Raw genomic sequence first — 24,243 nt, forward strand, 5'->3', positions numbered from 1 at the left:
TCCGGCCGGTCATGCCGGGTCCCGCGGGACGCGGCGCGGGAGCTCGGCCACGTCGTGGTAGACGGGCAGGCCGCGGCGGCGGGCGGTGGCGACGTCCTGGTCGGCTCCCGCGGACGCGCCGGGGAGGCGGAGCACGGCGTCGCAGTGGGCGAGCAGCCGGTCGGCCGCCGGGTAGAGGACCTGGTCGGCGAGGGGGTCGGTGGGGCCCGCGCCCGCGGAACGCAGGACCGGGAGGGCGATCCATTCGCCGATCACCGGGAGGTGGCCGGCGGCGAAGACCGGCCAGGCGGCCGCTTCGAGGCGGGCGAGGTTCGCGGCCATGGCCTCGGGGTCGCCGTCGGTGCCGGAGCGGTAGGGCCCGGCGATCAGGATGAGCAGGGGCTTGTCGGTCACGGGGCGCTACGATACACGCAGAAACGCGCAAGAACAGGAGAGAGTGCGCATGCTGGCTGCTGAACGACGGGCCCATCTGCTGGACGTCCTGGCCCGCGAGGGCAAGATCGTCGCCAAGGACGTCGCCGCCGACCTGGGGATCTCCGAGGACAGCGTGCGGCGGGCCCTGCGCGACCTCGCGGCCGAAGGGCTGTGCCAGCGGGTCTACGGCGGGGCGCTGCCGGCCTCCCCCGCCGTGGCCGACTACGGCGCGCGCCGCACGGTGGCTCCCGACGGCAAGCGGAAGGTCGCCGCGGTCGCCGTCCGGCTCGTGCGCCCGGGGAGCGCGCTCATCCTCGACGGCGGCACGACCGCGCTGGCCGTCGCCCAAACCCTGCCGCGGGACCTCGACTGCACCGTGATCACCCACAGCCCGACCATCGCGACGGCGCTCCTGGAGCATCCGCGCGCGGAGTTGTTCCTCCTCGGCGGCCGTGTCTTCAAGCACTCGGCGGTCGCCTGCGGCGCGGCCGCGGTCGAGGCCGCGCAGAACGTCTCCGCCGACCTGTGCCTGCTCGGCGTCACCGGGGTCCACCCCGAAGCGGGGCTGACCACGGGCGACGCCGAGGAGGCCGCGATGAAGCGTGCCCTGGCGGCCCGCGCGGCGGAGACGTACGTCCTGGCCTCCTCCGAGAAGATCGGAGCCGCCTCCCGCTTCCGCGTGCTGCCCTGGGAGGACGTCAGCGGAGTGATCACCGACGCCGGCCCGGACAACGCGGTGGTCGAGGAGCTCGGGGCACGGGGGACGGAGGTCCTCACCGCGCCCTGAACCGGCCCGCTGAAGGCGTCCGGGGCGGGACCGGCGTGCGGGCGGACCGGCGTGCGGGCGGACCGGCGCCGGCGCGCCCGGGGTCAGCTCACGAACTCCTCGTCGCCGTAGCGCACTTCGGCCGTGCTCCAGTCGACGCCGAGATCCTCCGTGAACGCCTTCGCCAGGGGAAGGTCCGCGAGCGGAGCGATGAGGACGAGACGTCCGTCGAGCGTGACCGAGCCCCCGCCGAGCCCGTCGCGCGCCCCGGGGTTCGCGAGGAGCGCGTCGCGCAGCCGGGCGGCGGTCACGCCGGGGGCCTGGATCTCGACCGCGTCGGTCTCCGGGGAAGCGCGCGGCAGGCAGCGGAACGTCAGCACGGCCTCCTGGCGGTACTCCTTCACGAGGACGCCGGCGATGTGGCGCAGCCCGTCGCGGCCGACCCGCTCGACCTCGAACTCCCGCGACCGCTCGTACGTGGCCTGCCGGAGGTCGCCGGACCAGAAGACGCCGTCGAGGAGCCGCGACGCCCCCGGCTCGGCGCCGTGGGCGCGGACGATCCCGCGCACCTCGTGGTCGAAACGCCGCAGCCGGGTCCTGAGCCGGGGATCGGCCGGATCCGTGATGACCGCGGTGTTGTCCGTCGCGAAGATCTGCCCCGCCGGGCAGTCCTCTCCGGCGGGGCCCGCGTGCGCGCCTCCCGCGGGCGTGAGGCCCAGGGCGAGGGCGGAGACCGTGACCAGGACGCGCAGGCGCCGCCATGCGGTGGAGTTCGTCATGCGGTGGTCAACGATCTCCGGCGGTGTCCGTTCCGTCACCTGCCGGGCCGGGCGGCCCCGGGAGCGCGTGCGTCCGGGGCCGGGCCGCTTCTTCCGGATCACGCCGTGAGCCCGGCAGGATCCGGAAGGGACGGCCTACAGGCTCGCGCAGATCGCGCGGGCGCGGTCGAGGTCCTTCTTCACCGCGCCGTCGAACACGAAGCTCCGGGAGTGCCCGTCCTGCGAGCGTCGGATCGTCTCGGCGAGTTCCTTGTACCGCGCGTCGCCCGCCGCCGCCGAGGCGGACAGCGCGCCGGCCGCCGCGTACCGGTTGATGGCGATGTCCCCGCGCGGGCCCTGCTCCGTGTACGCCGTCTCGTCGAACCCGTCGAGCGCCTGGCAGGCCGCCCGCGCGTCGGCCGCCGCGGTCCCGCCGGCCGGGGTGCCGGCGCCGTTCGCCGCCCAGACGGCGCCCACCGCCCCGGCGCCGAGGGCCAGGCCCGCGGCGAGCGCGAGCACGACGCCCGTGCGCCTGCGTGGCGCTCCGGGCGTCGACGAGGGGGCTGCGGGACCGAACGCGGCGGGGTGGTGCGGCTGTTGTGGCTGCATCCGCCCCAAGGTAGCGTGCCCGCTCTCACGTTCGGAAGCGGGCACGGGGGCGGTCCCGACTCCCCCGCCCCGGTCGCCGAGGGCCTCCCGGCGACCCGCCGCTCCCTCTCAGGCGCTCCCCTCGCGTACGCGGTGCTCCAGGCGCTCCGCGAGGGTGGCGCGGTGGGTGTCGTCCGTCGCCAGGTCCAGCGCCGTCCAGGCCATGGCGAGCCCGCCGTCCAGGACCGCGCGGTCGGCGCCGGGGGTGGTGCCGTAGCGGGTGAACTCGGGGTTGTGCATGATCGCCCCGCCGCAGTCGTACCCGATCATGGGGTGGATGGTCGGGACGACGTGCGAGACGTTGCCCATGTCGGTCGAACCGCCGCGCAGGTCGGGGTCGACGGCCTGGACGTCGCGGCCGAGGGCGCGGGCCGCGTCCCGGTAGGTCCGGGCCAGGGCGAGGTCCTGGCGGAGGTCGGCGTAGTCGTTGCCGACGGGGTCCAGGGTGAGGGCCGCGCCGGTGGCCAGCGCTCCGGCCTCGAAGCAGGCGCGGATCCGGGCCTGGAGGGCGCGCAGCTCCTCCATGGTGCCGGCGCGGCAGTCGTAGTCGGCGGTGGTGAGCGCGGGGATGACGTTGGCGGCCTCGCCGCCACCGGTGACGACCCCGGAGACGACTCCGCCGGGCGGCATCTGCTGCCGGTAGGCGGCGATGGCGACCTGGGCGATCATCAGGGCGTCGGCGGCGTTGGTCCCGCGCTCGGGCATCGCCGCCGCGTGGGCGGCGACCCCGTCGTAGCGCACCTTCCAGCTGCTGATGGCCTGGGAGGTCATGCCGACGGCGTCCTGCGGGGCGGCGTGCACCATCATCGCGGCGGCCACGTCGTCGAAGGCGCCGGCGCGCAGCATGTCGACCTTGCCGCCGCCGGACTCCTCGGCCGGGGTGCCGAGGAGCTTGACGGTGAGGCCGAGGTCGTCGGCGTACGGGGCGAGGGCGAGGGCGGCGGCGACCGCCGCGGCCCCGTTGACGTTGTGGCCGCAGGCGTGGCCGATGCCGGGCAGGGCGTCGTACTCGGCGCAGATGCCGATGACGAGGTCCCCGCTGCCCGCGGTCGCCCGGAAGGCGGTGGGCAGTCCGTAGGCGCCGCGCTCGGTCTCGAAGCCGGCGGCCTCGACGAGGTCGGCGATCCGGCGGGCGGCCCGGTGCTCCTCGTAGGCGAGTTCGGGGTCGGCGTGCAGGGCGTGGCTGAGGGCGATCACGTCCTCGCGGCGGGCGGCGAGGGTGGCGCGGGTGCGCTCGCGCAGTGCGGTGGGGGTCATGCGAGGTCCTTGGCGGGCTTCGGGGTGCGGTAGAGCAGGGCGAGGGCGGCACCAACGACGGAGACGGCCGCGCACAGGGTCCAGGAGGTGGTGTAGGCGCCGAGGGTCGGGAGCGGGCGGCCGGCGGGGGTGTGGCCGGCGAAGACGGTGAGGACGACGGCGGCGCCGAGGGAACCGCCGACGTTGATGAGCAGTTCGTTGATGCCGGAGCCGACGGCGGTGCGGTCGTGCGGCACGGACTCGACGGCGAGGGTTCGGGTGGAGTGCTGCATGAGGCCGGTGCCGAGGCCGGCCACCGCCGTGCCGGCGAGGAAGGCGGCGAGGTGGGTGTGGAAGGCGGCGGAGAGGACGTATCCGACGGCCATGAGGAGGGAGCCGATGACGAGGGTGAGCCGGTCGGACGCGGCGCGGGCGACCGCGGGGGCGACGAGCGCGGCGAGGGCGAGCGCCAGCAGGTTGGGGAGCATCGCCAGGGCGATGGCGAAGGGGTCGAGGCCGGGGCCGTAGCCGTCCTGGGCGGTGGCGGTGCCGAGGAAGACCGGGTTGGCGACCTGGAGGCCCAGCATGCAGAAGGTGAAGGTGAGGGTGGTGAGGGAGACGACGGCGACGTTGCGGTGGCGGAACATCCGCACGTCGATCATCGGCTCGTCGGTGCGCAGCTCGACCGCGATCCACGCCGCCGTCACCGCCGCGCCGCCGATCAGGCAGGCGAGGGTGCGCGCGGAGTCCCACTCCCACCCCGGGGTGCCGCCGAGGCCGAGGCCCAGCATCACGGCGAGCAGGCCGACGCAGAGCAGGATGCCGCCGGCCCAGTCGATGGGGCCGCCGGGCCGGTGGTCCGACTCCGGCAGGAAGCGCCAGCTGAACGCGAGCGCGAGGGAGGTGGCGACGGCGGGCACCCACAGGGCGGCCGTGGGGCTGTCCACCGAGCGGGCCACGAGGCCGCTCGCGACGAGCCCGAGGGCGAGGCCCCCGACCAGTGCCGCGACCATCACGCTGATGCCCCGGCGGCTCTCGGCGGCGCCGGCCGAACGGTTGCGGAGGATGCCGACGAGGAGGGGGAAGAAGCCGGCGAAGGCGCCCTGGAGGATCTGCCCGGCGAGCAGGGTCGGGAAGTCGCGCGCGACACCGACGAGGAGGGAGCCGAGCAGGACGACGGCGAGGTTCCAGCGGAGCACGCGGCGGTGGCCGTGCAGGTCGCCCATGCGGGAGAGCACCGGGGTGAAGGCGACGCTGGCGAGCAGGTTGGCGATGCTGATCCAGTTCAGGTCCGCCGCGGAGACCTTCAGGGTATCGGTGAGGCTGCGCAGGACCGGGGAGAGGAAGCCCTGCGTGATGCCGCTGGAGAGCTCGACGAGGATCACGGAGGCGAGCACGGCCGCCGCCGGCGTGGGGCGGGGGGTGACTCTTGGGGCGGCCGGGGGTGCAGCGGTGTCGGTCATACGTACCACCTGTTCGGTGCGGGCCTCGCGAGCGGGCAGGAAGGGGGCGGGGACGCGGGGGAAGCGGGGGCTGGGGCTCGCCGGGGGCGAGGCCGCCGTCCGGTCGGCGTCCCGGGGGAATCCGCACCACAATGTGGCCAACGGGCGCCGACCACGACAAGAGTGGTCGGCACTGTCGGGGGAAGAAGACAATGAAGGGGGCCCTGGCGGCGGAATCGGGCGTCAGGACCTCGGGCCGGACACCGATCCGGCGGACCGTGGACCGTGCGCGAAGCGGGCCGTACGGTTCGGCGGGCCGTACGGTTCGGCGGGCCGCCCGCGGACCGGCGCCGCGGCGGTGCCGTACGACGACCGGACGCGGGGAGCCGGGCCGCGCGCGAACGGTCGGCGAGCCCTGTCCCTGTCTCCCTCCCGAAGCGCGGAGCCCACTCGTGACCGATCCGACCGCCCCCCTGCCGGCGCTGGACGCCGTGGACCACACGGTCCTGCGCGCCCTGCACCGCAATCCCCGCGCGCCCTTCGCGGAGATCGGCACCACGGCCGGGGTGCACGAGCGGACCGTGGCCCGGCGGCTCGAACGGCTGACCTCGACCGGCCGGGTCCGCTTCACCGCGGCGCTCACCCCGGAGTACCTGGGCGAGGGGGTGACGGCCGAGGTCGCCGTGCGGTGCGCTCCCGGCCGCGTCCACGAGACCGCCCTCGCGCTGGCCCGCCGGGCGGACGCGCGTTCCGTCGAGGTCGCGACCGGCGATCTGGAGGTCTACGCCGAGTTCACCACGCCGGACCACGACGCGCTGCTCACCCTGATCGACTCCGCGATCGGCCGGCTCGACGGCGTGGTCGACGTCCGCTCCCAGGTCGTCCTCCGACTGCTCCTGACGGCGAGCGACTGGGCCCCGTACGACGACCGCCCGACGGATGTACGGCGGCGGGTGCGGGAGGGGATACCGCTGCCCGCTCCCCCGGCGGTGGACGAGCTGGACCGGCGGCTCGTCGCCCTCCTCGGCGCGGACGCCCGGATGTCGACCACGCGGCTCGCGCAGCGCCTCCAGGTGGGCGAGACGACGGCGCGGCGCCGGCTCACCCGGCTGATGGCCTCCCACGTCCTGCACCTCAGGCTGCACGCCGACCCGGCCGTGCTCGGCTACCCGCTGGAGGCCCGCTTCCGGCTCGCGGTCACCCCGAGCCGGCTGGAGGCGGCGGTCCGGCTCCTCGCGGCGGAGCCCGCCATCCGCCACCTCGTGGTGACGACCGGGAGCAGCAACATCCTCGGGTACGCGAGCCACCGCGACACCGTCGACCTGCACGCCTTCACCACGCGGGTGTTCTCGGGCCTGGACGGGGTCACGGCCACCGAGACGGCCGTCCTCATGCGCACGTACAAGCGCGCGAACATCGCCGACCCCGTGCCGGCCTCCCCGCCGCCGCCCCGCACGGGCTGAGGGATCCGGACCCGGACGCCGGGGGGCCAAACCCGGACGCCGGGGGTCCGAACCCGTGCGCCAGGGGTCCGCGCCGCGAAAGCCGTAGGGTCCGCACCGCGAAAGCCGCAGGACCCGGACCCGGACGCCATAGGACCCGCGTCACGATTCAAACTGGCGCGTCACCTGTCACCAGTGTGGGTGGTGACACGTCATATGAAGCGACGAGATGCTTCATGGGTACGGGGAGCGAGCCCTGTCCACGGGACGCGGCCGCTCCCCGCGCCGCGCCACCGGCCCCCGGACCCCGGACCCGGTCCGGGGCCGAGGCGCTGCCGCCGCCCCCACTCGTCCCCCTCTCCGGACTGCCGCGCCGTGCCCACGGCCGCCGCGGAACCCGCCGCTTCGCCTCACGGATCCTTTCCCTTCGCCCCCGCGCGTCATGGAGGAGTTCCTTTGACGGACTGCGCTGTCATGTTCCCCGGGCAGGGCGCGTACCTTCCCGGTGCCCTCGCCCCGCTGGCCGACGACGAACCGCTGGTGCACGAGACGCTGCGGGTGCTGGACGCCGCGGCCGTCCGGCTGGGGCGCACCGCCCCCTCACGCTTCCTGCTCGACGAGCGGGCCCCGGCACTGGCCGACCTCGTGGCCACGGCCCCCGCCGACCTGCACACCGCCCTGTTCGCCGCGGAGACCACGCTCTTCCGCGTCCTGACCGAGCGTCACGGGCTGCGGCCCAGCGTCCTGCTGGGGCACAGCTTCGGCGAGCTGGTGGCGCTCACGGCCGCCGGACTGTACGACCTGGAGGAGGGGCTGGCCCTGGTCGCCGCCCGCGACGACGCGTTCGCCGCGCACCCGCCCGTACGGGGCGGAATGGTCGCGCTCGGCGTGTCGGCGACCCGCGCCGCGGGGCTGCTGAGCGGCCTGGGCGCGTGGGAGGTGACCCTGGCCGCGGACAACAGCCCCCGGCAGTGCGTGGTGTCGGGTCCCGCCGAGCCGCTGGAGCGGGTGCGGGCCGCGGCCGCGATGCTCGGGATCGGCGCGACCACGCTCCGGGTCCCCTACGCGTTCCACCACCGGACCCTGGCCGCCGTCGCCGACGACTTCGCCCACCGGGCCTCCGCGCTGCGCACCGGCCCGGCCCGGCACGTCCTCCACTCCGCGATCCTGGGACGGCGGCTGGAGGACGAGGACGCGGTCGCCGATCTGGTCGCGGCCCACCTGGTCCGGCCCACGCGGTTCACGGACGCCGTCCGCGGCCTGTACGCGGACGGGGTGGACGTGTTCGTGGAGTGCGGTCCCCGTGGCGTCCTGAGCGACCTCGTGGCGGCGACCGTCCCCGGCGTGCGCGTCATCGCGCCGCTGCGGCGCCGGGCGGGCGGCCGGGAGGTGGCCGACGCCCTGGCCGGCATCGCACCAGGCGCCGGCAGCGCATCGGGTGCTTGCGTCGCATCGGGCGCCGGCAGCGGACCGGGCGCCGGACGCGGTGTCGGCCCCGGCATCGGCATCACCCCCACTCCCAGCCCCACTCCCAGTCCCAGTCCCAGTCCCAGTCCCGGAATCGACGCCGACGAGGATCGCGCCGTGGCGGCGGAACGGCCGGAGCCCGACGGGAGCGCGGTCGGCGACCGCCGGGAGGTCGTGGAGACCCTGCGGTCCCTGTACGCCGAGGCTCTGGGCTATCCGCCCGAGGTGCTGACGGAGGACGCGGACCTGGAGGCCGATCTGGGGGTGGACTCCATCAAACAGACGGAGTTGTTCGCCCAGGCCGCCACCCGCTACGGGCGGACGCTGCCCGCCGAGGGGTCCCGACTGACCAGCTACACGACGCTCGCGGCCCTCGCGGAACTGCTGAACACCCTGCCGGCCGCCCGGGACGCGCGCACGAAGGAGGCGACGGCATGAGCGGGCCCCTCGATCCCGTGCCTCCGGCGACGCCCGACCTCCACGGGAAGGTCGCCGTCGTGACCGGCGGCGGCAAGGGCGTGGGTGCGGCAATCAGCCGGGAACTCGCCCGGCACGGCGCCCACGTCGTCGTCAACTACTTCCACTCCCCGGAGGCCGCCGAGGCCACCGTCGCCGCGGTCCGCCGCGCCGGGGGCCACGCCCAGGCCCTGCGGGCCAGTGTCGCCAAGCGCGAGCAGGTCACCGCGATGTTCGGGGCGATCGCCGAGGAGCACGGCGGCGTGGACATCCTCGTGAACAACGCGGCCCGCGGTGTCTTCGCGCGCTACGACGACCTCACTGACACCGAATGGCAGCGGGCCCTCGACACCAACCTCCACGGCGCCCGCTGGTGCGCCCTGGCGGCGGCGCCGCTGATGGCCGCCCGAGGGGGCGGGGCGATCGTCAACGTCTCGTCCATCGGCGCGGGCCTCGCCATGGACAACTACCTGCTCGTCGGGGTGTGCAAGGCCGCGCTTGAGGCGATGACCCGCTACCTGGCCGCCGACCTCGGCCCCCAGGGCATCCGCGTCAACACCGCCTCCGCCGGGCTGCTGGACAACCCCACCGCGGCGCTCTTCCCCGGCGCGGACGACCTCCGGTCGACCTGCCGGGCGGCCTCTCCCCTGGGCCGCCTGGGCACCGAGGAGGACCTGGCCCGGGTGGTGGCGTTCCTGGCCTCGCCGCAGGCGCGCTGGATCTCCGGGCAGTGCCTGCTGGCCGACGGCGGGCTGTCGGTGGGCCGCGCCATGCTCACCCCGCGCCCGGGCCCCCTGGCCGGCGCCTCCGGCCCTCCCGGCGCCTCCGGCACGCCCACCGCTTCCGGAGGGCCTGACACACCCGGCGTACGTGAAGTGCTCGGCGCCTCCGGCACGCCCACCGCTTCCGAAGGGCCTGACACCCCCGGCGTACGTGAAGTGCTCGGCTCGTCCGACACACCCGGCGCACGCGAAGTGCTCGACGTACGGGAAACGCTCGGCGTACCCGACACCCCCGGCGTGTCCCGCGTGCCCGACGCGGTCGCGTCCGATGGCGGCACCGCGCCCCTCGGGGCACCCTCCGCGGCCGCAGCCGAGGACCGGACCGTGGCCGTCGTCGGCATGGGGCTGGTGGCGCCCGGTGTGGACGACCCCGACATGCTCTGGCAGCGGCTCGTGGAGGGCGTTCCGCAGTTCGGGGAGCCGGGGGACCGGTTCGAGCAGGCGCACTTCTGGTCGCCCGAGGCCGCGCCGGACCGCACGTACAGCCGGGTCGCCGGCTACGTCCGGCCCGCCCCGCCCGGCCGTGAGGACTTCCTGACGGCCTGGACGCACACCGCGCTCGCCCAGTGCGGTGCCGGGGAGCTCGCGGCCGTCGCGGGGATCCGCGCCGCCTGCTTCGTCGGCGCGTGGAGCGAAGGGTCCCAGCACGTCGAGGAGAGCCTGCTCGTCGAGGCCGCGGCGGAGGGGATCGCCGCGCACTGGCCCGCGACCGCCGACGAGGACCTCCGCGAGCGGCTGCGCGCCCTTCTGACCGCGCGCTATCCCCACGCGGGGCGCGTGGCGGAGCACCTGCCCCTGGCCGCCGTCCGCCGCGCGGTGGCCCGGCTGCTGCCCGCCAGGACACCGGTGCGGGTCGTCGACACGGCCTGCTCGTCGTCGCTCTACGCCATCGACCTGGGGGCGCGCGCCGTGCTGGACGGGGAGTGCGAACTCGCCCTGTGCGGCGGGGTGTTCTCCCTCGGACCCCGCTACAGCGTGCTCTTCTCGCAGCTGCGGGGGCTGAGCCGGTCGGGCGCGGTGCGGGCGCTCGACGGGCGTGCCGACGGGGTGCTGTTCTCCGACGGGGCGGGTTTCGTCGCCCTCAAGCGCCTGGACCGGGCGCGGGCGGACGGCGACCGGATCCTGGGGGTGCTCGCCGGGTTCGGGGCGGCTTCCGACGGCCGGGGGCGTGCCGTCCACGCACCCCATCACACCGGCCAGGAGCGGGCGTTGGCGCGGGCCCGCGCCGTGTCCGGCGTCGCCGCCGAGCGGATCGACTGGGTGGTGGCGCACGCCACCGGGACGCCCGTCGGGGACGCGGTGGAGCGCGGTGTCGTGGCCCGCGGGCTGCCGCATGCCTGGTGCACCTCGAACAAGTCGGTGATCGGGCACACCGGCTGGACCGCCGGCGTGGCCTCGGTCGTGCACGCGCTCCAGGCGCTCGCGCACAGTGTGATCCCGCCCCAGGCGCCGTACAGCGCCCCGGCGGACGAGCCCGCCCCGCGCGTGCCGACGGGGCCGGTGCCCTGGCCGCGCCCCGCCGGCCGGCCCCGGACGGTCGGGGTGTCCTCGTTCGGCTTCGGCGGCACCAACGCCCATCTGCTGCTCCAGGACGCCCCTCGTCCGGGCGAGGCGGCCCCCGCCTCGCTGCCGGAGCCCGCCGCCGACGATCCCGTGGTGGCGGTGGCCTGGTCGGCCCATCTGCCCGGCGCACCGGACGCGCGCGAGGTGGCCCGGCGTCTCGGCGCGGGCCTGCCGCCCGCCGGGGCCCGCTCGTTCGGGCCCGGCCGCCCCGCCCCGGCCTTCGCCGACGTCCGCATGCCCGCACGTACCGTGGAGGCCGTCGATCCGGCGCAGTTGATGGCGCTTCAGGTCACCGGCGGGCTCACGGGTCCCGGCGGCGCCCCGTGGTGGGACGGTCTCCAGGAGACCTGCGGGGTCTTCGCCGCCCACACCGGCGTCCCGTCCCGATCGCCGGACGTCACCCTCCGCTGCTACGCCACGTCGCTGACCGAGACCGTACGCCGCCATGCCACGGCCCGGGCCGGAGCGGCGGAGGGCACCGCGCCGGCCGGACTCGATCCCGAGGCGCTGGAGGAGGCCACCGCCGCCCTCCTGGCCGCGGTCCGGGCACGTCCGGCACCGGGCGAGGACACCCTGGCCGGGCTGATGCCCAACGTGATCCCCGCCCGCGTGGCCGCGCTGCACGATCTGCACGGGCCCACCATGACCCTGGACACCGGGACCACCTCCGGCCGCACCGCGCTGCGGGCCGCGGCGGCGCATCTGCGGCGCGGCGAGCTGGACCTGGCCCTGGTGATCGGCGTCAACGGTGCCGGCGCCCCGCTCCTCGCCCGGGTGCACGGACTCGACGCGTCCACGAGCCCCGCCGAGGGCGCGTTCGCCCTGCTGCTCACCCGGGCCTCGGTCGCCGCCGCGCGCGGCTGGACATCGCTGGGTGAACTCCCCTCCCTGCTGGCGGTGTTGCCCGACGAGTCCGCGCCCCGCACCGGGTGGAGCTACCACGGCGCCGACGACCTGGTCGACGTCCTGCGCCACGTCGTCGTGACCACGTCGCCGACGGACGCCGGCACGCGGCGGGAGGCCGACGTCTCCCACACCCCCGTCCCCCCATCGCCCCTGACGCGCCGTCACACCCTGAGCTGGCGGCGGAGCGACACCACCCTGGCGCACCCCTCCCCTCCCCTGCCCGCGCGCACCCTGGTCGTCGCCGACATCCGTCACGCGGACGCACTGCGCCCCTTGGTGCGGGCCGGCGGCCACAGCCGTCTCCTGGCGCTGGACGGCACACGGGATCCGCAGGAGGCCGTCGACTCGCTCCTCGCGGAGAACCCGAAGGGGTTCGCGCACCTCCGGATCGTCGCCGATCTGCGCTCCCCCCACGGCGACGCCTGGCCGGCGCCCCCCTCCGCCGGAGTGCTGCGGGTCCAGGAAGCCGCGTTCTGGGCCGTACGGCAGTCGCGCGACCGCCTCGTGGCGGGCGGGAGCTGCGCGGTGGCCGTGATGGCGCCGTTCGCCGACGGTCATCCGCATCCGCACGCCCACCTCTTCACCGGGTTCGTGAAGTCCCTCGCCTGGGAGCTGACCGGCTGCACGGTGCGCGCCGTGGTCGGCGACACCGCCTCGGCACACGACGCGCTGACCGTCCTGGAGGACGAACTCGCCCGCCCCGCCGACGGTTTACCCGTCGTCCACCACCGCGGCGGCGGCCGCTACGTCCAGCGGCTCGCCGAGGACGCGCCGCCCCCGTCCGGCGACGCCCTTCCGCTCGCACCGGGCGCCGTGGTCGTGGCCACGGGCGGGGCGCGGGGCATCACCGCCGCATGCCTGGTGGCGCTGGCCCGCCAGGTGCCCCTCCGTGTCCACCTCGTGGGTTCCGGCCGCCCCGGCGACGTGCCCGGCGCCCTCCTCGACACGCCCGATGCGGCGCTGCCCGCCGCCCGCGCCCGCCACATCAGCGCGGAACGGGGCCGCGCCCCCGGCCGGCCGGTGCGCGAGATCAGCGCGGACTTCGACCGGCTCCTGCACGCCCGCGAGTCGGCGCTGACCCTCCGCCGGCTGCGCGAGCTGTGCGGCGAGGACCGCGTCCACTTCCACACCTGCGACCTCACCGACCCGAAGGCCGTCGACGGCGTGGCCGACTCCGTCCGCGCCCGCGAGGGCCGCGTCGACCTGCTCGTCAACGGCGCGGGGCTGCACCATCCCGGCGACATCACCCGCAAGACGCTGCCCGGCATGCGGCGCGTCCGTGACGTCAAGCTGTACGGGTACCACCATCTGCGGGCCGCGTTCACCGGGGCCCTGGCCCCGCGTCTCTGGTGCAACTTCGGGTCGGTCACGGGCGTCGCCGGGCTCCCCGGCGAGAGCGACTACTCGCCGGCCAACGACTTCCTGTCCGGCGCGGCGCAGGCCGGTCCGCCGGGCGAGTACACGATCGCCTGGACCATCTGGGACGAGACGGGGCTGGGCTCCGGGGCGGTCGTCCAGTCGTACACCGCCCGGACCGCGCGCCTGTCCCGCATGACCACGGCGGAGGGCGTCGGCCACTTCCTGGCCGAGCTCCGGCGCCGCCCCCGGTGCGAGGACCGGCTCGTGACCTTCGTCGGCGAGGCCGAGCACCACTCGTTCGACCTCCTCTTCCCCGGCCTGCGCACCCCGCACGCCCGTCCCCGCACCCGCACCGCTACCGGCTCCGGCGACGCGCCGCGCCGCACCCGCCCGGACGCCGGTGACGGGGCCCCACCGGCGACACCGGGCCCCCCGGGGCTCCTGCCCCCGCCCGTCGAGCGGCGACGTGACGGTGCCTCGTGGCATCTCGCGCTCGACGTCGGCGCCCACCGCTTTCTCCTCGACCACCTGGTCGACGGCCGTCCCACCGTGCCCGGCGTGCTGCTCGCCGACATCGCCGTCCAGGCCGCCCGCACCCTGGCCCCCGGCCGGCCGGTGCGCAGCGTCGACGACCTCGCCTTCAGCGCCTGGGTCCGCGCCCGTACCGACGGCGCCCCCGCCCGGTTCCGCGTCGAGGCCCGCCGCACGGAAGGCCGCGGCGCCGACTCCGGGACCGCCTGCGTCGTCGCCGTCACGATCCGCTCCGACACCACCGCTCCCGACGGGCGGATCCTGAGCCGGGACCGGGAGCACTTCCGGGCGACCGTCCGTCTCGGGGATCCGCCGCTCGCGCCGGCCTCCCTGAGCCTCCCCGCCGGGCCCCGCCGGCCGGTCGACGACCCGTACTACTCCCCCGCCTCACCCGTCCGGCTCACCGGCGCCTTCCGCGCCACCGACGCGTGCCACACCACCGGCCTGGGCACCACCGCCCGCTGGCGTCCCGACCCGGGGCTGCTCGCCGGGCTCCCTCTCCTCGGCACGCCCTGCACCCTGCTCGACAGCCTCGCCCGCACCCCGGCCCTCCAGCCGGATCCCGACGGCCGCCACCCCGTCCCGGTCCCCCGTTCCATCGAACGCATCACGCTGTACGAGCCCGGCGACGACCGCGCCCTTCTCGCCTCCCACCCCGGCGGCCTCCTCCTCCACCACGCACCCGCCACCGGAACCAGCACGGCGACCGACGGCCACGGCCGCGTCGTCGCCCGCATCACCGGGATGCGCGGGACGACCCTGGCCCACCTGCCCGCCGCGGCCGCCCGAGGCCGGTCCGCACCTCCCCCCGACACGCCCACGGCGCCGTGACGCCCCCGCCCCCGCCCGAACCCCGGCACCGGCGGATCCCCTCCGCCGCCGGCCCGGTCGACCTCTGGTGGCGGCTCGAACCGGCCGCGGCGGGCCCCGGGCGCGGCCGGGACCTGCTGCGCCACGCCGTCGCGGCACGCTCCGGCCGCACCGCGGACGACGTCCTCCTGGCTCCCGACCCCGTCGGGCGTCCCCGCCCGCTCCCCGGCCAGGACCTGCCGCCGTCACCCCTCACCGCGGCCCACTGCGGCCCCCTCGTCGTCGCCGCGCTGATCACCCCGACCCCTCGCACCGGCCACAAGGTCCCTTCCGCACCGGAAACCACGCCCCTCGACGGGACCACCCTCGGCATCGACGTCGAGCACCTGTCCGCCCTCCCCTCGCCCGCGCTCCTCCGCCACGCCCTCCGCCCGGCCGAACGCGCCGCCCTGAACGCCCGCCCCGCCGCCGGCCGGTGCGCCGCCTTCCTGGCGCTGTGGACGGCGAAGGAGGCCGTCGCCAAGGCCGTCGGCTGGCCCCTGCTGCGCGCCCTGGTCGACGTCGAGATCGCCCTCGACCCCCACCCCGCCGTGGCCCGCCTCGGCGGGGACCGCGCTCCGCGGGGCTGGCACCTCGTCCCCCTGCGCCTGTCCGGGCTCCCGCACACCGTGACCCTCGCCCTGCATCATCCGCACCCCGCCCCAGAACGGGAGAACCCATGGATCTCACCGGCAGGACCGCGCTCGTCACCGGAGGCACCCGCGGCATCGGCCTGGCCATCGCCCACACCCTCCACAGCCACGGCGCCCAGGTCGTGATCACCGGCCGCGACAAGGGGCACGGCGAGGCGGCCCTCGCGCGCCTCGACGCCGGGGACGACGTCACCCTCTGCCTCGCGGACGCCACCCACCGGCCCGACGCCGAACGGGCCGTGGACACCGTCGTGGAGCGCTACGGGCACCTCGACATCGTCGTCAACAACGTCGGCGGGGCGACGGACTTCGCCACGGTCGCCGACATCACCGACGACACCTGGCACCGCACCCTCGCCCTCAACCTCGACACCGCGCTCTACACCACGCGGCACGCCCTGAGCCGCCTCGTGCCGCAGCGCTCCGGCCGGGTCATCACCATCTCCTCGATGGAGGGCCGGGACCCCGACCCCGGCCTCTGCGCCTACGCCGCCGCCAAGCACGCCCTCATCGGACTCACCCGGGTCCTGGCCAAGGAGGTGGGCCCGCACGGCATCACCGCGAACTGCGTGTGCCCCGGCGCCGTCGAGACCGACTGGGTCACCGAACAGGGACCCAAGGCCGCGCGCGTCCTGGGCACCGACTACGCCGGTCTCGTCCGCCACTTCACCGGCCGCACCGCCACGGGCCGCCTCACCCGCCCGGAGGAGGTCGCCGCCGCGGTCCTCCTCCTCGCCTCGCACGCCGGCTCCGGCATCACCGGATCCTGCATCGCCGTCGACGGAGGCGCCACCGTGTGACCGGCACGACGGTGAGCCACCGTGCCCCACCACGGCGGCCGCGCCCGCCGGCGTGCCACGACGCGCCCCCGCCCGCCCCGGCCGTGTGACGCTGCGCGAAGGGGCAGCGCTTCCTGCCCCCGGCGCCCGGGGGCGGGCCTGGACGGGGCACGGGCGGGTGGGGACGCTGGGGGTACGGGGGCCGCCGCGCCTCCACGGAGGACGTCTTCGGGGACCGTTCGGGGAGCTGACGATGAGCGTGTACGACCACGACCACGGCCATGAGCACGACCACGAGCACCACCAGGAGCACACGACCGAGCACGCGGCGGACGACCGGCTCCGGGACGACCGGGCCCAGGACGGCGGTCCCGGTGCGGCGCGGCTCTTCGAGGCCGCGGCCGCCGGGCGCACCGACGTCGTGGGGCCGTCCGGGCTCGGAGCGCTCCAGCGGGCGGTCGGCAACGGGGCGGTCGGGGCGATGGTCCAGCGCCGCCGCGGCGCGGAGCCCGAGGCCCCCGCCGAGGAGGGCGCGCGCTCGCCCGTGCACGACGTGCTGGCCTCGGGAGGCGGGCAGCCGCTGGACACCGCGACCCGCGGGGACATGGAGGCCCGGATGGGCGCCGACTTCTCCGACGTACGGATCCACACCGACGCCGCGGCGGACGCCTCCGCCAAGGGCATCGGCGCGCACGCGTACACGGTGGGCAACGACGTGGTGTTCCAGCGGGACGCCTACGACCCGGCGTCGCCGCGGGGCCGGACGACGCTGGCGCACGAGCTGACCCATGTGATCCAGCAGCGCAGCGGGCCGGTCGAGGGCACGGAGGCACCCGGCGGGATCCGGGTGAGCGACCCCTCGGACCGTTTCGAGCGGGAGGCCGTCTCCAACGCGGAACGGGTCATGGCCGAGCCGGCGGCGCCGTCCGCGCCCGCCGCGCCCGCCGTCCAGACGGCACCCGCCCCGTCGGTGCAGCGCGCGGCGACGGAGGACGAGGACGAGCAACCCGCCGACGTGCAGGGCTCGTTCGTGCAGCGGGCGGCGGAGGCGGGGGCCGAGGAAGAGGAGGAGGCCCCGCCCGCGTAGCCGTGTCGCGGAGACGTGGCCGTGCGCGTGCGGGGCCTCGGAGGGCGCTTCCGGGCGGCCGCGGCCGGAGGACCCGGAGCCGGCGGGGCTCAGGGCTTGGTGGACTGCAGGATGCCTCCGGCCAGGAGGGACTGGGCGCACCGGCCCGGGACCGGGGCGCCGACCGGCCGCCCGACCTTGCGGCAGGTGACGGTCATGGAGACCCGGCCGCCCGCGGACACCACGATCGGGGTGACGAAGTGGTAGTCGTGGTCCCGGAAGTTCTCCAGGGCCAGGCTCAGACGGGGGCCCTCGCCGATCGTGATGAACACGGTGCCCGCGTCGCCCTGCGGGTTCTGGACGACGATGTCGGTGACCCGGAACGCCTTCCCGTCCGGCACCACCATCGCCGTACCGCTGCTCGATCCGCCGCCGACACCGTCCCTGACCTGCACCTGGGCGCTGGTCGGCACGGGTGCCGGGAGCGGCTTCGCGGTCGGCTTGGGCTTGGCCGTGGGCTTCGGGGCGGGCTTGACGCTCGGCTTCGGGGGCGGGGCGGGCGTGGGGGTGAGGGTCGGCGTGGGCGACGCTCCTCCGCCGGAGCCGCCTCCCGTCTGGCCGCCGCTGCCGGGTCCGCTGGTCGCGGAGGCGATGGCCTCGGGCGTGATCGCCTCGCGGGCCGCCGACTTCACGGCCGGCCGGAGCAGTCCGTACCAGAACCCGGCCAGGATCAGGGCGAGGACGCACGCGAGGACGAGGGCCCGGGGCAGCCAGCGCGGCAGGACGGCTTCCTGCTGGTAGGTGCCGTCGAGGACGACCGGCGGCACGGCCGGTTCCTCGCCCTCGGGGGCGGGGGGCGCGACGACGGCCTGGAAGGTGTGGACGACCGGGGTGCCGCGCCAGAGGGGCTTGGCGGGCTTGACGCGCAGCTCGGAGAAGGCCGCGCGGCCCGGCTCGATGGTGAGCTCGGGCCGGGTGAAGGAGATCCGGGCCCGTTCGGTGCCGGAGCGGGCGGCGAGGCCGACGGTGAGCGGGGCGTTGCCGCGGTTGTCGACGGCGACCTTGTGTCCGCCGCGCCGCACGCCGTGCGAGCCCCGGGGCACCAGTTCGGCGGTGACCTCGGTGAAGGGCGCGACGGTCACCCGGCCCTCGGGCACCTCGGGTTCGGCGTGGTCGCTGGTGGGGATCACGCGGACGCCGAAGGGCGTCTCGCCCGCGGGTACGGACGGGTCGCGCGGCGGCCGGAAGGTGACGGAGACGGTCTCCGCGCTGCCGGGGTAGAGGGAGAGGGTCGCCGGTTCCACCGTCGTCCAGGCGGCACAGGCGCCGGCCACCTCGAAGCGGTACTCCTCCACGGTGGAGCCGGAGTTGCGCACCTGAAGAGGGAGGCTCGTCTCTTCGCCCGGTACGGCGGTGACGGACGATGCGTCGAGGCTTGCCGTAAGACTCATGGGCGCACCGTAGGGTGCGGGCTCCTCCACAGCATCGTCAGAGAAGGAACACTTTCGGGCAGATTCAGTGCCCGAAGCAACGATTCAGTTTTCGTGACGGTCAGTCAGGGCATCTCCAGTCCGCCGAACTACCAATGAGACTGGCGTTGTTGGCGTTGCATGTGGTCTTCACGTGTCGTTCACGGGGGCCGCGCCACCCGCGCCGGCCGCCGTTTGCCCCGGGGGGAGCCAGACCATGGAACGTACGGCCGTAGCACTGCGCGCGCAGGACCCGATCTCCCAGGCAGGAGTGACGAGCCAGTTACGGACCCGGCCCGAGATCACCGTGACGGAGTGGAGCGAGACCGCCGACCCCGCGCCCGAGGTCGTCGTGCTCGTGGTCGACACCGTCGACGAGGACGTCCTGCGGCTGCTGCGCCACATCCGGCGCACCAGCACCGCGCGCCCGGTCCTCGTGACGACGGACATCGACGAACAGAAGCTGGTCAGCGCGGCGGAGTGCGGGGTCGCCGGGGTGATCCGGCGCGCGGAGGCGACACCGGAACATCTGGTGCACGTCATCGGGACGGTCGCCAAGGGCGCCGGACACCTCCCCTCCGACCTGGTGGGACGCCTCCTGGAGGAGGTCGGCCGACTCCAGGGCCAGGTCCTCGGCCCCCGCGGCCTGCACTTCACCGGGCTCGCGGCGCGCGAGGTCGACGTGCTGCGCCTGGTGGCGGAGGGCTACGACACCGCGGACATCGCCGCGAAGCTCTCGTACTCCGAGCGGACCATCAAGAACGTGCTGCACGCGGTGATCACCCGTCTGCAGCTGCGCAACCGGTCGCACGCGGTCGCGTACGCGATGCGGCAGGGGCTGATCTGATCCGCGGGCCCGTCCGGGCGTCCGCCCGGACACCCTTGCCCCTTGAGGCAGAACTCCGTTCCCCGAAAGGTGACTTGGGAAGCGCAGACGACCGCGGCCCGGTCCGGCATCCTCGGGCCGTCGAGCGACGTGAGGCCGAGGGGGTTGTGCCGTGCGCTGGTTCCAGTCGTCCGGGCGTACGAGGCCGACGGTGCCGCGCCGGGCCGCGCGACGCTCGCCCGCCCGGGCCACGCTCGCGCTGCTGCTGCTCGCCGGGGCCGTACCGGCGTCGACGTCCGCGTCGGCGGTCCCGGTGCCGGTCGAGCCGGTGACGCCGGCGAGCGTCACGCAGGCGCTGGACCCCGGCGCGTCGCTCACCGTCGACAAGCGGGTCCTGACGCCGCCGGTGCCGCCGAGGCCGGAGGTGGTGCTGCTGGTGGACGGGACGTACAGCATGGTCGACGTCATCGGCAGCGTACGGGGAGGACTGTCGAGCATCATCGAGAAGGTGCGGTCCAACCAGCCCGAGGCCCGGTTCGCGGTGGCGACCTTCGGCGACCAGCAGGTGGACCCCGGCGCCGGCTTCGACGTCACGGCCGCGCTCACCCAGGACGTGGACCAGCTGCGCACCGGGGTCGAGAAGCTCGGCACGTCCCGCGGCAACGGCAGCATGGGCCCCTCCGAGGACTGGATCAACGGCCTGTGGCAGATCGCGAACGGCGCCGACGGCCGGACCGTCTTCCGGGAGAACTCCAGCCCGGTGGTCGTCCTCGTCAGCGACGCGTCCAGCCACAACCCCAGCAACGGACACACCATCGAGGACACGATCTTCGCCCTCCAGGACGCGAACGCCCGCGTCCTCGGCATCGACGTGGACACCTCCGTCGGCGACGGTCTCGACGGCACCGGCTACGCGGGCATCGAGGACCAGATCGAGAACCCGCGCACCACCCCCGGACAGGCCACCCGCATCATCGAGGCGACCGGCGGCCGGAAGCTCAGCGGCATCGACCCCGACCGGGTCGCCGAGGCCATCGTCGAGGGCCTCGGCAATCTGCCCACCCGGGTCGGCCACCGGCCGACCTGCGACCCCGGGCTCACCGTCACCCTCGACCCGCCCACGCGTGACGTCGTCAGCGGCGAGACCGCCGCCTTCACCGAGACGATCACGGTCGCGCCGGACGCGCCCCAGGGCGCCACCCTCACCTGCACCGTCGAATTCCCGCTCGGCACCCAGGCCCCGGACACGTCCGCCATCGGGCCGGCGGCCGCCGCCGGCCCGGGCTACCAGCAGCAGATCTCGATCACCGTCAACGACGTGGCCGCTCCCGTCGTCACCGTCGACGACCGCACCGCCCGCGCCGGCGGTCCCGAGGGCGCTCCGATCGACTTCACGGCGACCGCCACGGACGCGCTCGACGGCCCGCTGACGCCGGTCTGCGTCCCCGCGTCGGGCTCCGTCTTCCCCGTGGGCACCACCACCGTGACCTGCACGGCCACCGACGCGGCCGGCAACACCGGCACCGACACGGCCGTCTTCCACGTCGCGCCCCCGGCCACACCGCCCGGCGGGCATCCGTCGCCGCCCCCCGTACCGCCGTCCTTCGCGGACGTGGCCGTCTCCCTGTCGCTCTCCCCCGTCCGCTCCTACACGGGCCGGGCGGTGGTCGCCCGCTACACCCTCACCAACGCCGGTCCGGACACGGCCCGGGACATCACCCTCGCCACCACATGGCCCGCCGGTCCCGGCCGCGCCCTCTCCCGCACCGACCGCTGCACGGCCGCCGCGCCGTGCTCCCTCCCGCCCGGCGGCCGCGTGGTGGTCACCCAGACGGCCACCTACCCGGAGGCCGTGTCCGGGACGGTCCGGGCGACCGTCCGCCACCCCCTGCCCGACCCGCAGGCCCGGGACAACACGGCCACGGCCGCGCTCCGGGTGGTCCAGCCCCGCCTGGAGGTCACCCCCCGGGTGGTCAAGCCCGGCGAGCCCGTCTCCGTCCGCGGCACCGACTTCCCGCCCGGCGAGCGGGTGAGGCTCGTCTGGTCCACGGGCCTGACCGCCGACACCGCCCCCGTCACCGTGGGCCGGGACGGCCGCTTCGAGACGCAGGTGCTGGTGCTGCGCAAGGACAGGACCGGTCCGCGGCTGCTGCGCGCGGAGGTCGCGCGCCTGGAACGCCTGGAGCAGCCCGTGCTGGTGGTCCAGCACGCGCTCCAGCCGCCGGACTTCGCGGGCCGGGGGTGAGGGTCCGTTGATCCACGAGGTCGACGACGTCCTGCGCTCCCTCATCCGCGCGGAGGTCCTGGAGGGCGGGCAGGTGGCGGTGGTCTTCGACGCGCCCACCCGCGAGTGGGCGGCGAAGGTGAACGCGCCGATGGTCAACCTGTACCTGTACGACATCCGCGAGGACATGCGGCGGCGCGAGCGCGGTCTGCACAACGAGTACGACGAGCGCGGCGTGGTCGTCGCCCGCCGCCGCCCGCCGCGCTACTTCAAGCTGTCCTACCTGATCACGGCGTGGACCAAGCGCCCCGAGGACGAACACCGCCTGCTGTCGTCCCTGCTGGCGTGCCTGCTGCGGTACGAGGCGCTCCCGCCGGCACGACTCACCGGAACCCTCGCGGAGATCGGCGCGGCCGTCCCGATGTCGATCGCCCTCCCGCCGCCGGAGGACCGCTCGTTCGCCGACGTGTGGAGCGCGCTGGGCGGCGAGCTGAAGCCGTCCCTCGACCTGGTGGTGAGCGTCCCGGTGACGGCGTCGCCGCGCTACCCGGCAGGCCCGCCGGTCGGCGACGAGAGACTGGACGTCCGGTTCGGCGGAGGGCCCACCGGATGACCGCCGAACTCCTCGCCAGGGCCCGCGAGATGGAGGTCCGCGTCCGCCGCGCGGTGGAGGCCCGGAGGGAGGCGGACCCGGATCCCGACGACGCCTTCCGGGGCCTGTACCTCACGGAGGAGGCGGTGGAACGGCTCCTGGACGCGCCCCGCGCCTTCCCCCGCCCGGAGCCCATGCCGCCGGCGTCCCCGTCCTCCCGGCTGGGTGTGCTGGCACGCGACTTCGGCCTGTCCGCCCTCGACGTGGACATCCTGCTGATCGCCCTCCTTCCGGACCTGGACGACCGCTTCGAGGCGTTCTACGGCTACCTCAACGACGACGTCACCCGCCGTCGCCCCTCGGCCGGCCTGGCCCTCGGCCTGTGCGGCATGCCCCACGCGGACCGCGAGGCCCGGGCGAGGCTCGGCGAACGGGCCCCCTTGCGGGCGGGTGGCCTGCTCCTGGTCGAGGACCGGGACCGCCCCTTCCTCGGCCGCGCCCTGCGCGTCCCCGACCGGGTGACGGCGTACCTCCTGGGCGACGACACCCCGGACCCGCGCCTGACCGACGTACGAGCCCCCTGGGAACCGGTGCGCGGCGTGGGCGACCCGGCGCCGCTGGCCCGCTTCCTCTCGTCGGACGGGACGGGCCTGGTCTACCTCCAGGAGGACCAGGGCGGCGCCGGTACGGCCCTGGCGGCGTCGGCGCTGGAGACGGCGGGCCGCGCGGTCCTGGGCGTCGACCTGGCCCGCCTCGCCGAGGACCCGGCCCCCGCGGAGGCCGTCCGCTGCCTCCTCCGCGAGGCCCGCCTGACGGGAGCCGGCCTGGTCTGCGCCCCGGTCGACGCGGTGGCGCGGGAGCGCCCGGGCCTGCTGCGCGCGGTGACGGACCTTCCGGTGCCGGTGGCCCTGGTGGGCCGCCTCCCCTGGGACGCGGCCTGGTCGACGGCGCCGCCGCTGCTCGTCCGCGCCCCGAGGGTGGGCCCGGAAGCGCGGGCGGAGCTGTGGCGCGCGAGCGCGGGCGAGGACGTGGCCCTGCCGGTGGAGGACATCCTGGCCCCCTTCCTCCTGACCCCGGAACAGATCGTCCGCTCGGCGCGGGCGGCGGTCCAGAAGGCGAGCCTGGAGGCGACGGAGGTCACCGCGGACCACCTGCGCCAGGGCGCCCGGGCCCAGAACGCGGCGGGCCTCGACCGCCTGGCCCGCCGCATAGAACCCACGGTCGGCTGGAACGACCTCGTCCTCCCCCCGGACACGGAGACCCAGCTCCGCGAACTGACCTCCCGGGCCCGTCACCGCGACCACGTCCTGGGCGCCTGGTCGATGCGCCCGGGCGGCGGCAGGGGCCGGGGAGTGGCGGCCCTGTTCGCCGGCGACTCGGGCACGGGCAAGACGATGTCGGCGGAGGTCATAGCGGCCGACCTGGGCCTGGACCTCTACACGGTCGACCTGGCGACGGTGATCGACAAGTACGTGGGCGAGACGGAGAAGAACCTGGAACGCATCTTCACGGAAGCGGCAGGCGTCAACGGCGTCCTCCTCTTCGACGAGGCGGACGCCGTCTTCGGCAAACGCTCGGACGTGAAGGACGCCCACGACCGCTACGCGAACGTGGAGTCCGCGTACCTCCTGCAACGCATGGAGTCCTTCGACGGCCTGGCCATCCTGGCCACCAACCTCCGCGCGAACCTGGACGACGCCTTCACCCGCCGCCTGGACCTGATCGTCGACTTCCCGGTCCCCGACGCCCCCCAACGCCTCCTCCTCTGGGACCGCACCCTGGGCCCCCACGTCCCCCGCGCGACGGACCTGGACCTCCCCTTCTGCGCCGAAGCCTTCGAACTCTCGGGCGGCAACATCCGCTCGATCGCGGTGACGGCGGCCTACCTGGCGGCGGAGGCCGCCGGCCCCCTGACGATGCCGATGCTGATCCACGCGGTGCAGCGGGAGTACCAGAAACTGGGGCGACTGACGTTGGCGTCGGAGTTCGGGCGGTACGCGGCGCTGCTGGTTTGA

Annotated in this window: 16 protein-coding genes and 1 pseudogene; 11 read left to right on the forward strand and 6 right to left on the reverse strand. The window is 75.7% G+C overall.

What is annotated here, in order from left to right:
• Positions 1–9 precede the first annotated feature (9 nt).
• Positions 10–393 (reverse strand): DUF4406 domain-containing protein, encoded by a 384-nt coding sequence (locus tag ACFVU3_RS03305; protein WP_390063218.1) that lies wholly within the window; start codon positions 391–393, stop codon positions 10–12.
• 49 nt (positions 394–442) lie between these two features.
• Between ACFVU3_RS03305 and ACFVU3_RS03310 the strand changes: the two genes are divergently transcribed.
• Positions 443–1,201 carry a DeoR/GlpR family DNA-binding transcription regulator gene (locus ACFVU3_RS03310; protein WP_390063220.1) on the forward strand — a complete coding sequence of 253 codons (759 nt, stop codon included), beginning with the start codon at positions 443–445 and terminating at the stop codon, positions 1,199–1,201.
• An 83-nt stretch (positions 1,202–1,284) separates the two neighbouring features.
• On the opposite strand, the gene ACFVU3_RS03315 is transcribed toward ACFVU3_RS03310, so the two are convergent.
• The 4 genes from ACFVU3_RS03315 to ACFVU3_RS03330 all read right to left on the reverse strand — a co-directional run bounded on the left by ACFVU3_RS03315 (position 1,285) and on the right by ACFVU3_RS03330 (position 5,285).
• Complete coding sequence (locus ACFVU3_RS03315) at positions 1,285–1,959, reverse strand: hypothetical protein (RefSeq protein ID WP_390063221.1); 675 nt, start codon at positions 1,957–1,959, stop codon at positions 1,285–1,287.
• A gap of 135 nt (positions 1,960–2,094) precedes the next feature.
• On the reverse strand, positions 2,095–2,547 hold the full coding sequence (locus ACFVU3_RS03320) for a hypothetical protein (protein ID WP_390063223.1): 453 nt from the start codon (positions 2,545–2,547) through the stop codon (positions 2,095–2,097).
• Between the two features lie 108 nt (positions 2,548–2,655).
• Positions 2,656–3,843, reverse strand: coding sequence for an amidohydrolase (locus tag ACFVU3_RS03325; protein ID WP_390063224.1), 1,188 nt, complete (start codon positions 3,841–3,843; stop codon positions 2,656–2,658).
• Positions 3,840–5,285, reverse strand: a complete 1,446-nt coding sequence (locus ACFVU3_RS03330) for an MFS transporter (protein WP_390063226.1) — start codon at positions 5,283–5,285, stop codon at positions 3,840–3,842. Before ACFVU3_RS03330 ends, ACFVU3_RS03325 begins: the two co-directional genes overlap by 4 nt.
• Positions 5,286–5,716: 431 nt before the next feature.
• Between ACFVU3_RS03330 and ACFVU3_RS03335 the strand changes: the two genes are divergently transcribed.
• The 6 genes from ACFVU3_RS03335 to ACFVU3_RS03360 all read left to right on the forward strand — a co-directional run bounded on the left by ACFVU3_RS03335 (position 5,717) and on the right by ACFVU3_RS03360 (position 17,138).
• Positions 5,717–6,727 carry an Lrp/AsnC family transcriptional regulator gene (locus ACFVU3_RS03335; RefSeq protein ID WP_390063228.1) on the forward strand — a complete coding sequence of 337 codons (1,011 nt, stop codon included), beginning with the start codon at positions 5,717–5,719 and terminating at the stop codon, positions 6,725–6,727.
• Between the two features lie 435 nt (positions 6,728–7,162).
• Positions 7,163–8,611, forward strand: a complete 1,449-nt coding sequence (locus ACFVU3_RS03340; RefSeq protein WP_390063230.1) for an acyltransferase domain-containing protein — start codon at positions 7,163–7,165, stop codon at positions 8,609–8,611.
• A complete protein-coding gene (locus ACFVU3_RS03345; protein ID WP_390063231.1) occupies positions 8,608–14,601 on the forward strand; it encodes an SDR family oxidoreductase in 5,994 nt (1,997 codons plus the stop codon). The genes ACFVU3_RS03340 and ACFVU3_RS03345 overlap by 4 nt, the downstream gene beginning before the upstream one ends.
• Entirely contained in the window at positions 14,598–15,398 is an 801-nt protein-coding gene (locus ACFVU3_RS03350) for a 4'-phosphopantetheinyl transferase family protein (RefSeq protein ID WP_390063232.1), read from the forward strand. The genes ACFVU3_RS03345 and ACFVU3_RS03350 overlap by 4 nt, the downstream gene beginning before the upstream one ends.
• Complete coding sequence (locus ACFVU3_RS03355; protein WP_390063234.1) at positions 15,299–16,072, forward strand: SDR family NAD(P)-dependent oxidoreductase; 774 nt, start codon at positions 15,299–15,301, stop codon at positions 16,070–16,072. Before ACFVU3_RS03350 ends, ACFVU3_RS03355 begins: the two co-directional genes overlap by 100 nt.
• 232 nt (positions 16,073–16,304) lie before the next feature.
• Positions 16,305–17,138, forward strand: coding sequence for a DUF4157 domain-containing protein (locus ACFVU3_RS03360; protein ID WP_390063235.1), 834 nt, complete (start codon positions 16,305–16,307; stop codon positions 17,136–17,138).
• Positions 17,139–17,227: 89 nt separating this feature from the next.
• On the opposite strand, the gene ACFVU3_RS03365 is transcribed toward ACFVU3_RS03360, so the two are convergent.
• A complete protein-coding gene (locus tag ACFVU3_RS03365; RefSeq protein WP_390063236.1) occupies positions 17,228–18,568 on the reverse strand; it encodes a hypothetical protein in 1,341 nt (446 codons plus the stop codon).
• 235 nt (positions 18,569–18,803) lie between these two features.
• Here ACFVU3_RS03365 and ACFVU3_RS03370 point away from each other — a divergent pair, with 235 nt between their 5' ends.
• The 4 genes and pseudogenes from ACFVU3_RS03370 (at position 18,804) to ACFVU3_RS03385 (ending at position 24,243) form a co-directional block, all read left to right on the forward strand.
• On the forward strand, positions 18,804–19,433 hold the full coding sequence (locus tag ACFVU3_RS03370; protein ID WP_390063238.1) for a response regulator transcription factor: 630 nt from the start codon (positions 18,804–18,806) through the stop codon (positions 19,431–19,433).
• 151 nt (positions 19,434–19,584) lie between these two features.
• Positions 19,585–21,657: an HYR domain-containing protein gene (locus ACFVU3_RS03375; RefSeq protein WP_390063240.1), complete on the forward strand. Its 2,073-nt coding sequence runs from the start codon at positions 19,585–19,587 to the stop codon at positions 21,655–21,657.
• A gap of 7 nt (positions 21,658–21,664) precedes the next feature.
• A pseudogene (locus tag ACFVU3_RS03380) lies at positions 21,665–22,240 on the forward strand (DUF4255 domain-containing protein); the annotation flags it as partial.
• 5 nt (positions 22,241–22,245) lie between these two features.
• Positions 22,246–24,243 carry an ATP-binding protein gene (locus ACFVU3_RS03385; protein ID WP_390063242.1) on the forward strand — a complete coding sequence of 666 codons (1,998 nt, stop codon included), beginning with the start codon at positions 22,246–22,248 and terminating at the stop codon, positions 24,241–24,243.

It is taken from the genome of Streptomyces sp. NPDC058052, from assembly GCF_042885515.1.
Taxonomy (GTDB): Bacteria; Actinomycetota; Actinomycetes; order Streptomycetales; family Streptomycetaceae; genus Streptomyces.

Bases quoted from the DNA above. Each gene is read 5' to 3' on its own strand.
- ACFVU3_RS03310 (WP_390063220.1), top strand. From the start codon at position 443: ATGCTGGCTGCTGAACGACGGGCCCATCTGCTGGACGTCCTGGCCCGC.
- ACFVU3_RS03315 (WP_390063221.1), bottom strand. From the start codon at position 1,959: ATGACGAACTCCACCGCATGGCGGCGCCTGCGCGTCCTGGTCACGGTC.
- ACFVU3_RS03320 (WP_390063223.1), bottom strand. From the start codon at position 2,547: ATGCAGCCACAACAGCCGCACCACCCCGCCGCGTTCGGTCCCGCAGCC.
- ACFVU3_RS03325 (WP_390063224.1), bottom strand. From the start codon at position 3,843: ATGACCCCCACCGCACTGCGCGAGCGCACCCGCGCCACCCTCGCCGCC.
- ACFVU3_RS03330 (WP_390063226.1), bottom strand. From the start codon at position 5,285: ATGACCGACACCGCTGCACCCCCGGCCGCCCCAAGAGTCACCCCCCGC.
- ACFVU3_RS03345 (WP_390063231.1), top strand. From the start codon at position 8,608: ATGAGCGGGCCCCTCGATCCCGTGCCTCCGGCGACGCCCGACCTCCAC.
- ACFVU3_RS03355 (WP_390063234.1), top strand. From the start codon at position 15,299: ATGGATCTCACCGGCAGGACCGCGCTCGTCACCGGAGGCACCCGCGGC.
- ACFVU3_RS03360 (WP_390063235.1), top strand. From the start codon at position 16,305: ATGAGCGTGTACGACCACGACCACGGCCATGAGCACGACCACGAGCAC.
- ACFVU3_RS03365 (WP_390063236.1), bottom strand. From the start codon at position 18,568: ATGAGTCTTACGGCAAGCCTCGACGCATCGTCCGTCACCGCCGTACCG.
- ACFVU3_RS03370 (WP_390063238.1), top strand. From the start codon at position 18,804: ATGGAACGTACGGCCGTAGCACTGCGCGCGCAGGACCCGATCTCCCAG.
- ACFVU3_RS03385 (WP_390063242.1), top strand. From the start codon at position 22,246: ATGACCGCCGAACTCCTCGCCAGGGCCCGCGAGATGGAGGTCCGCGTC.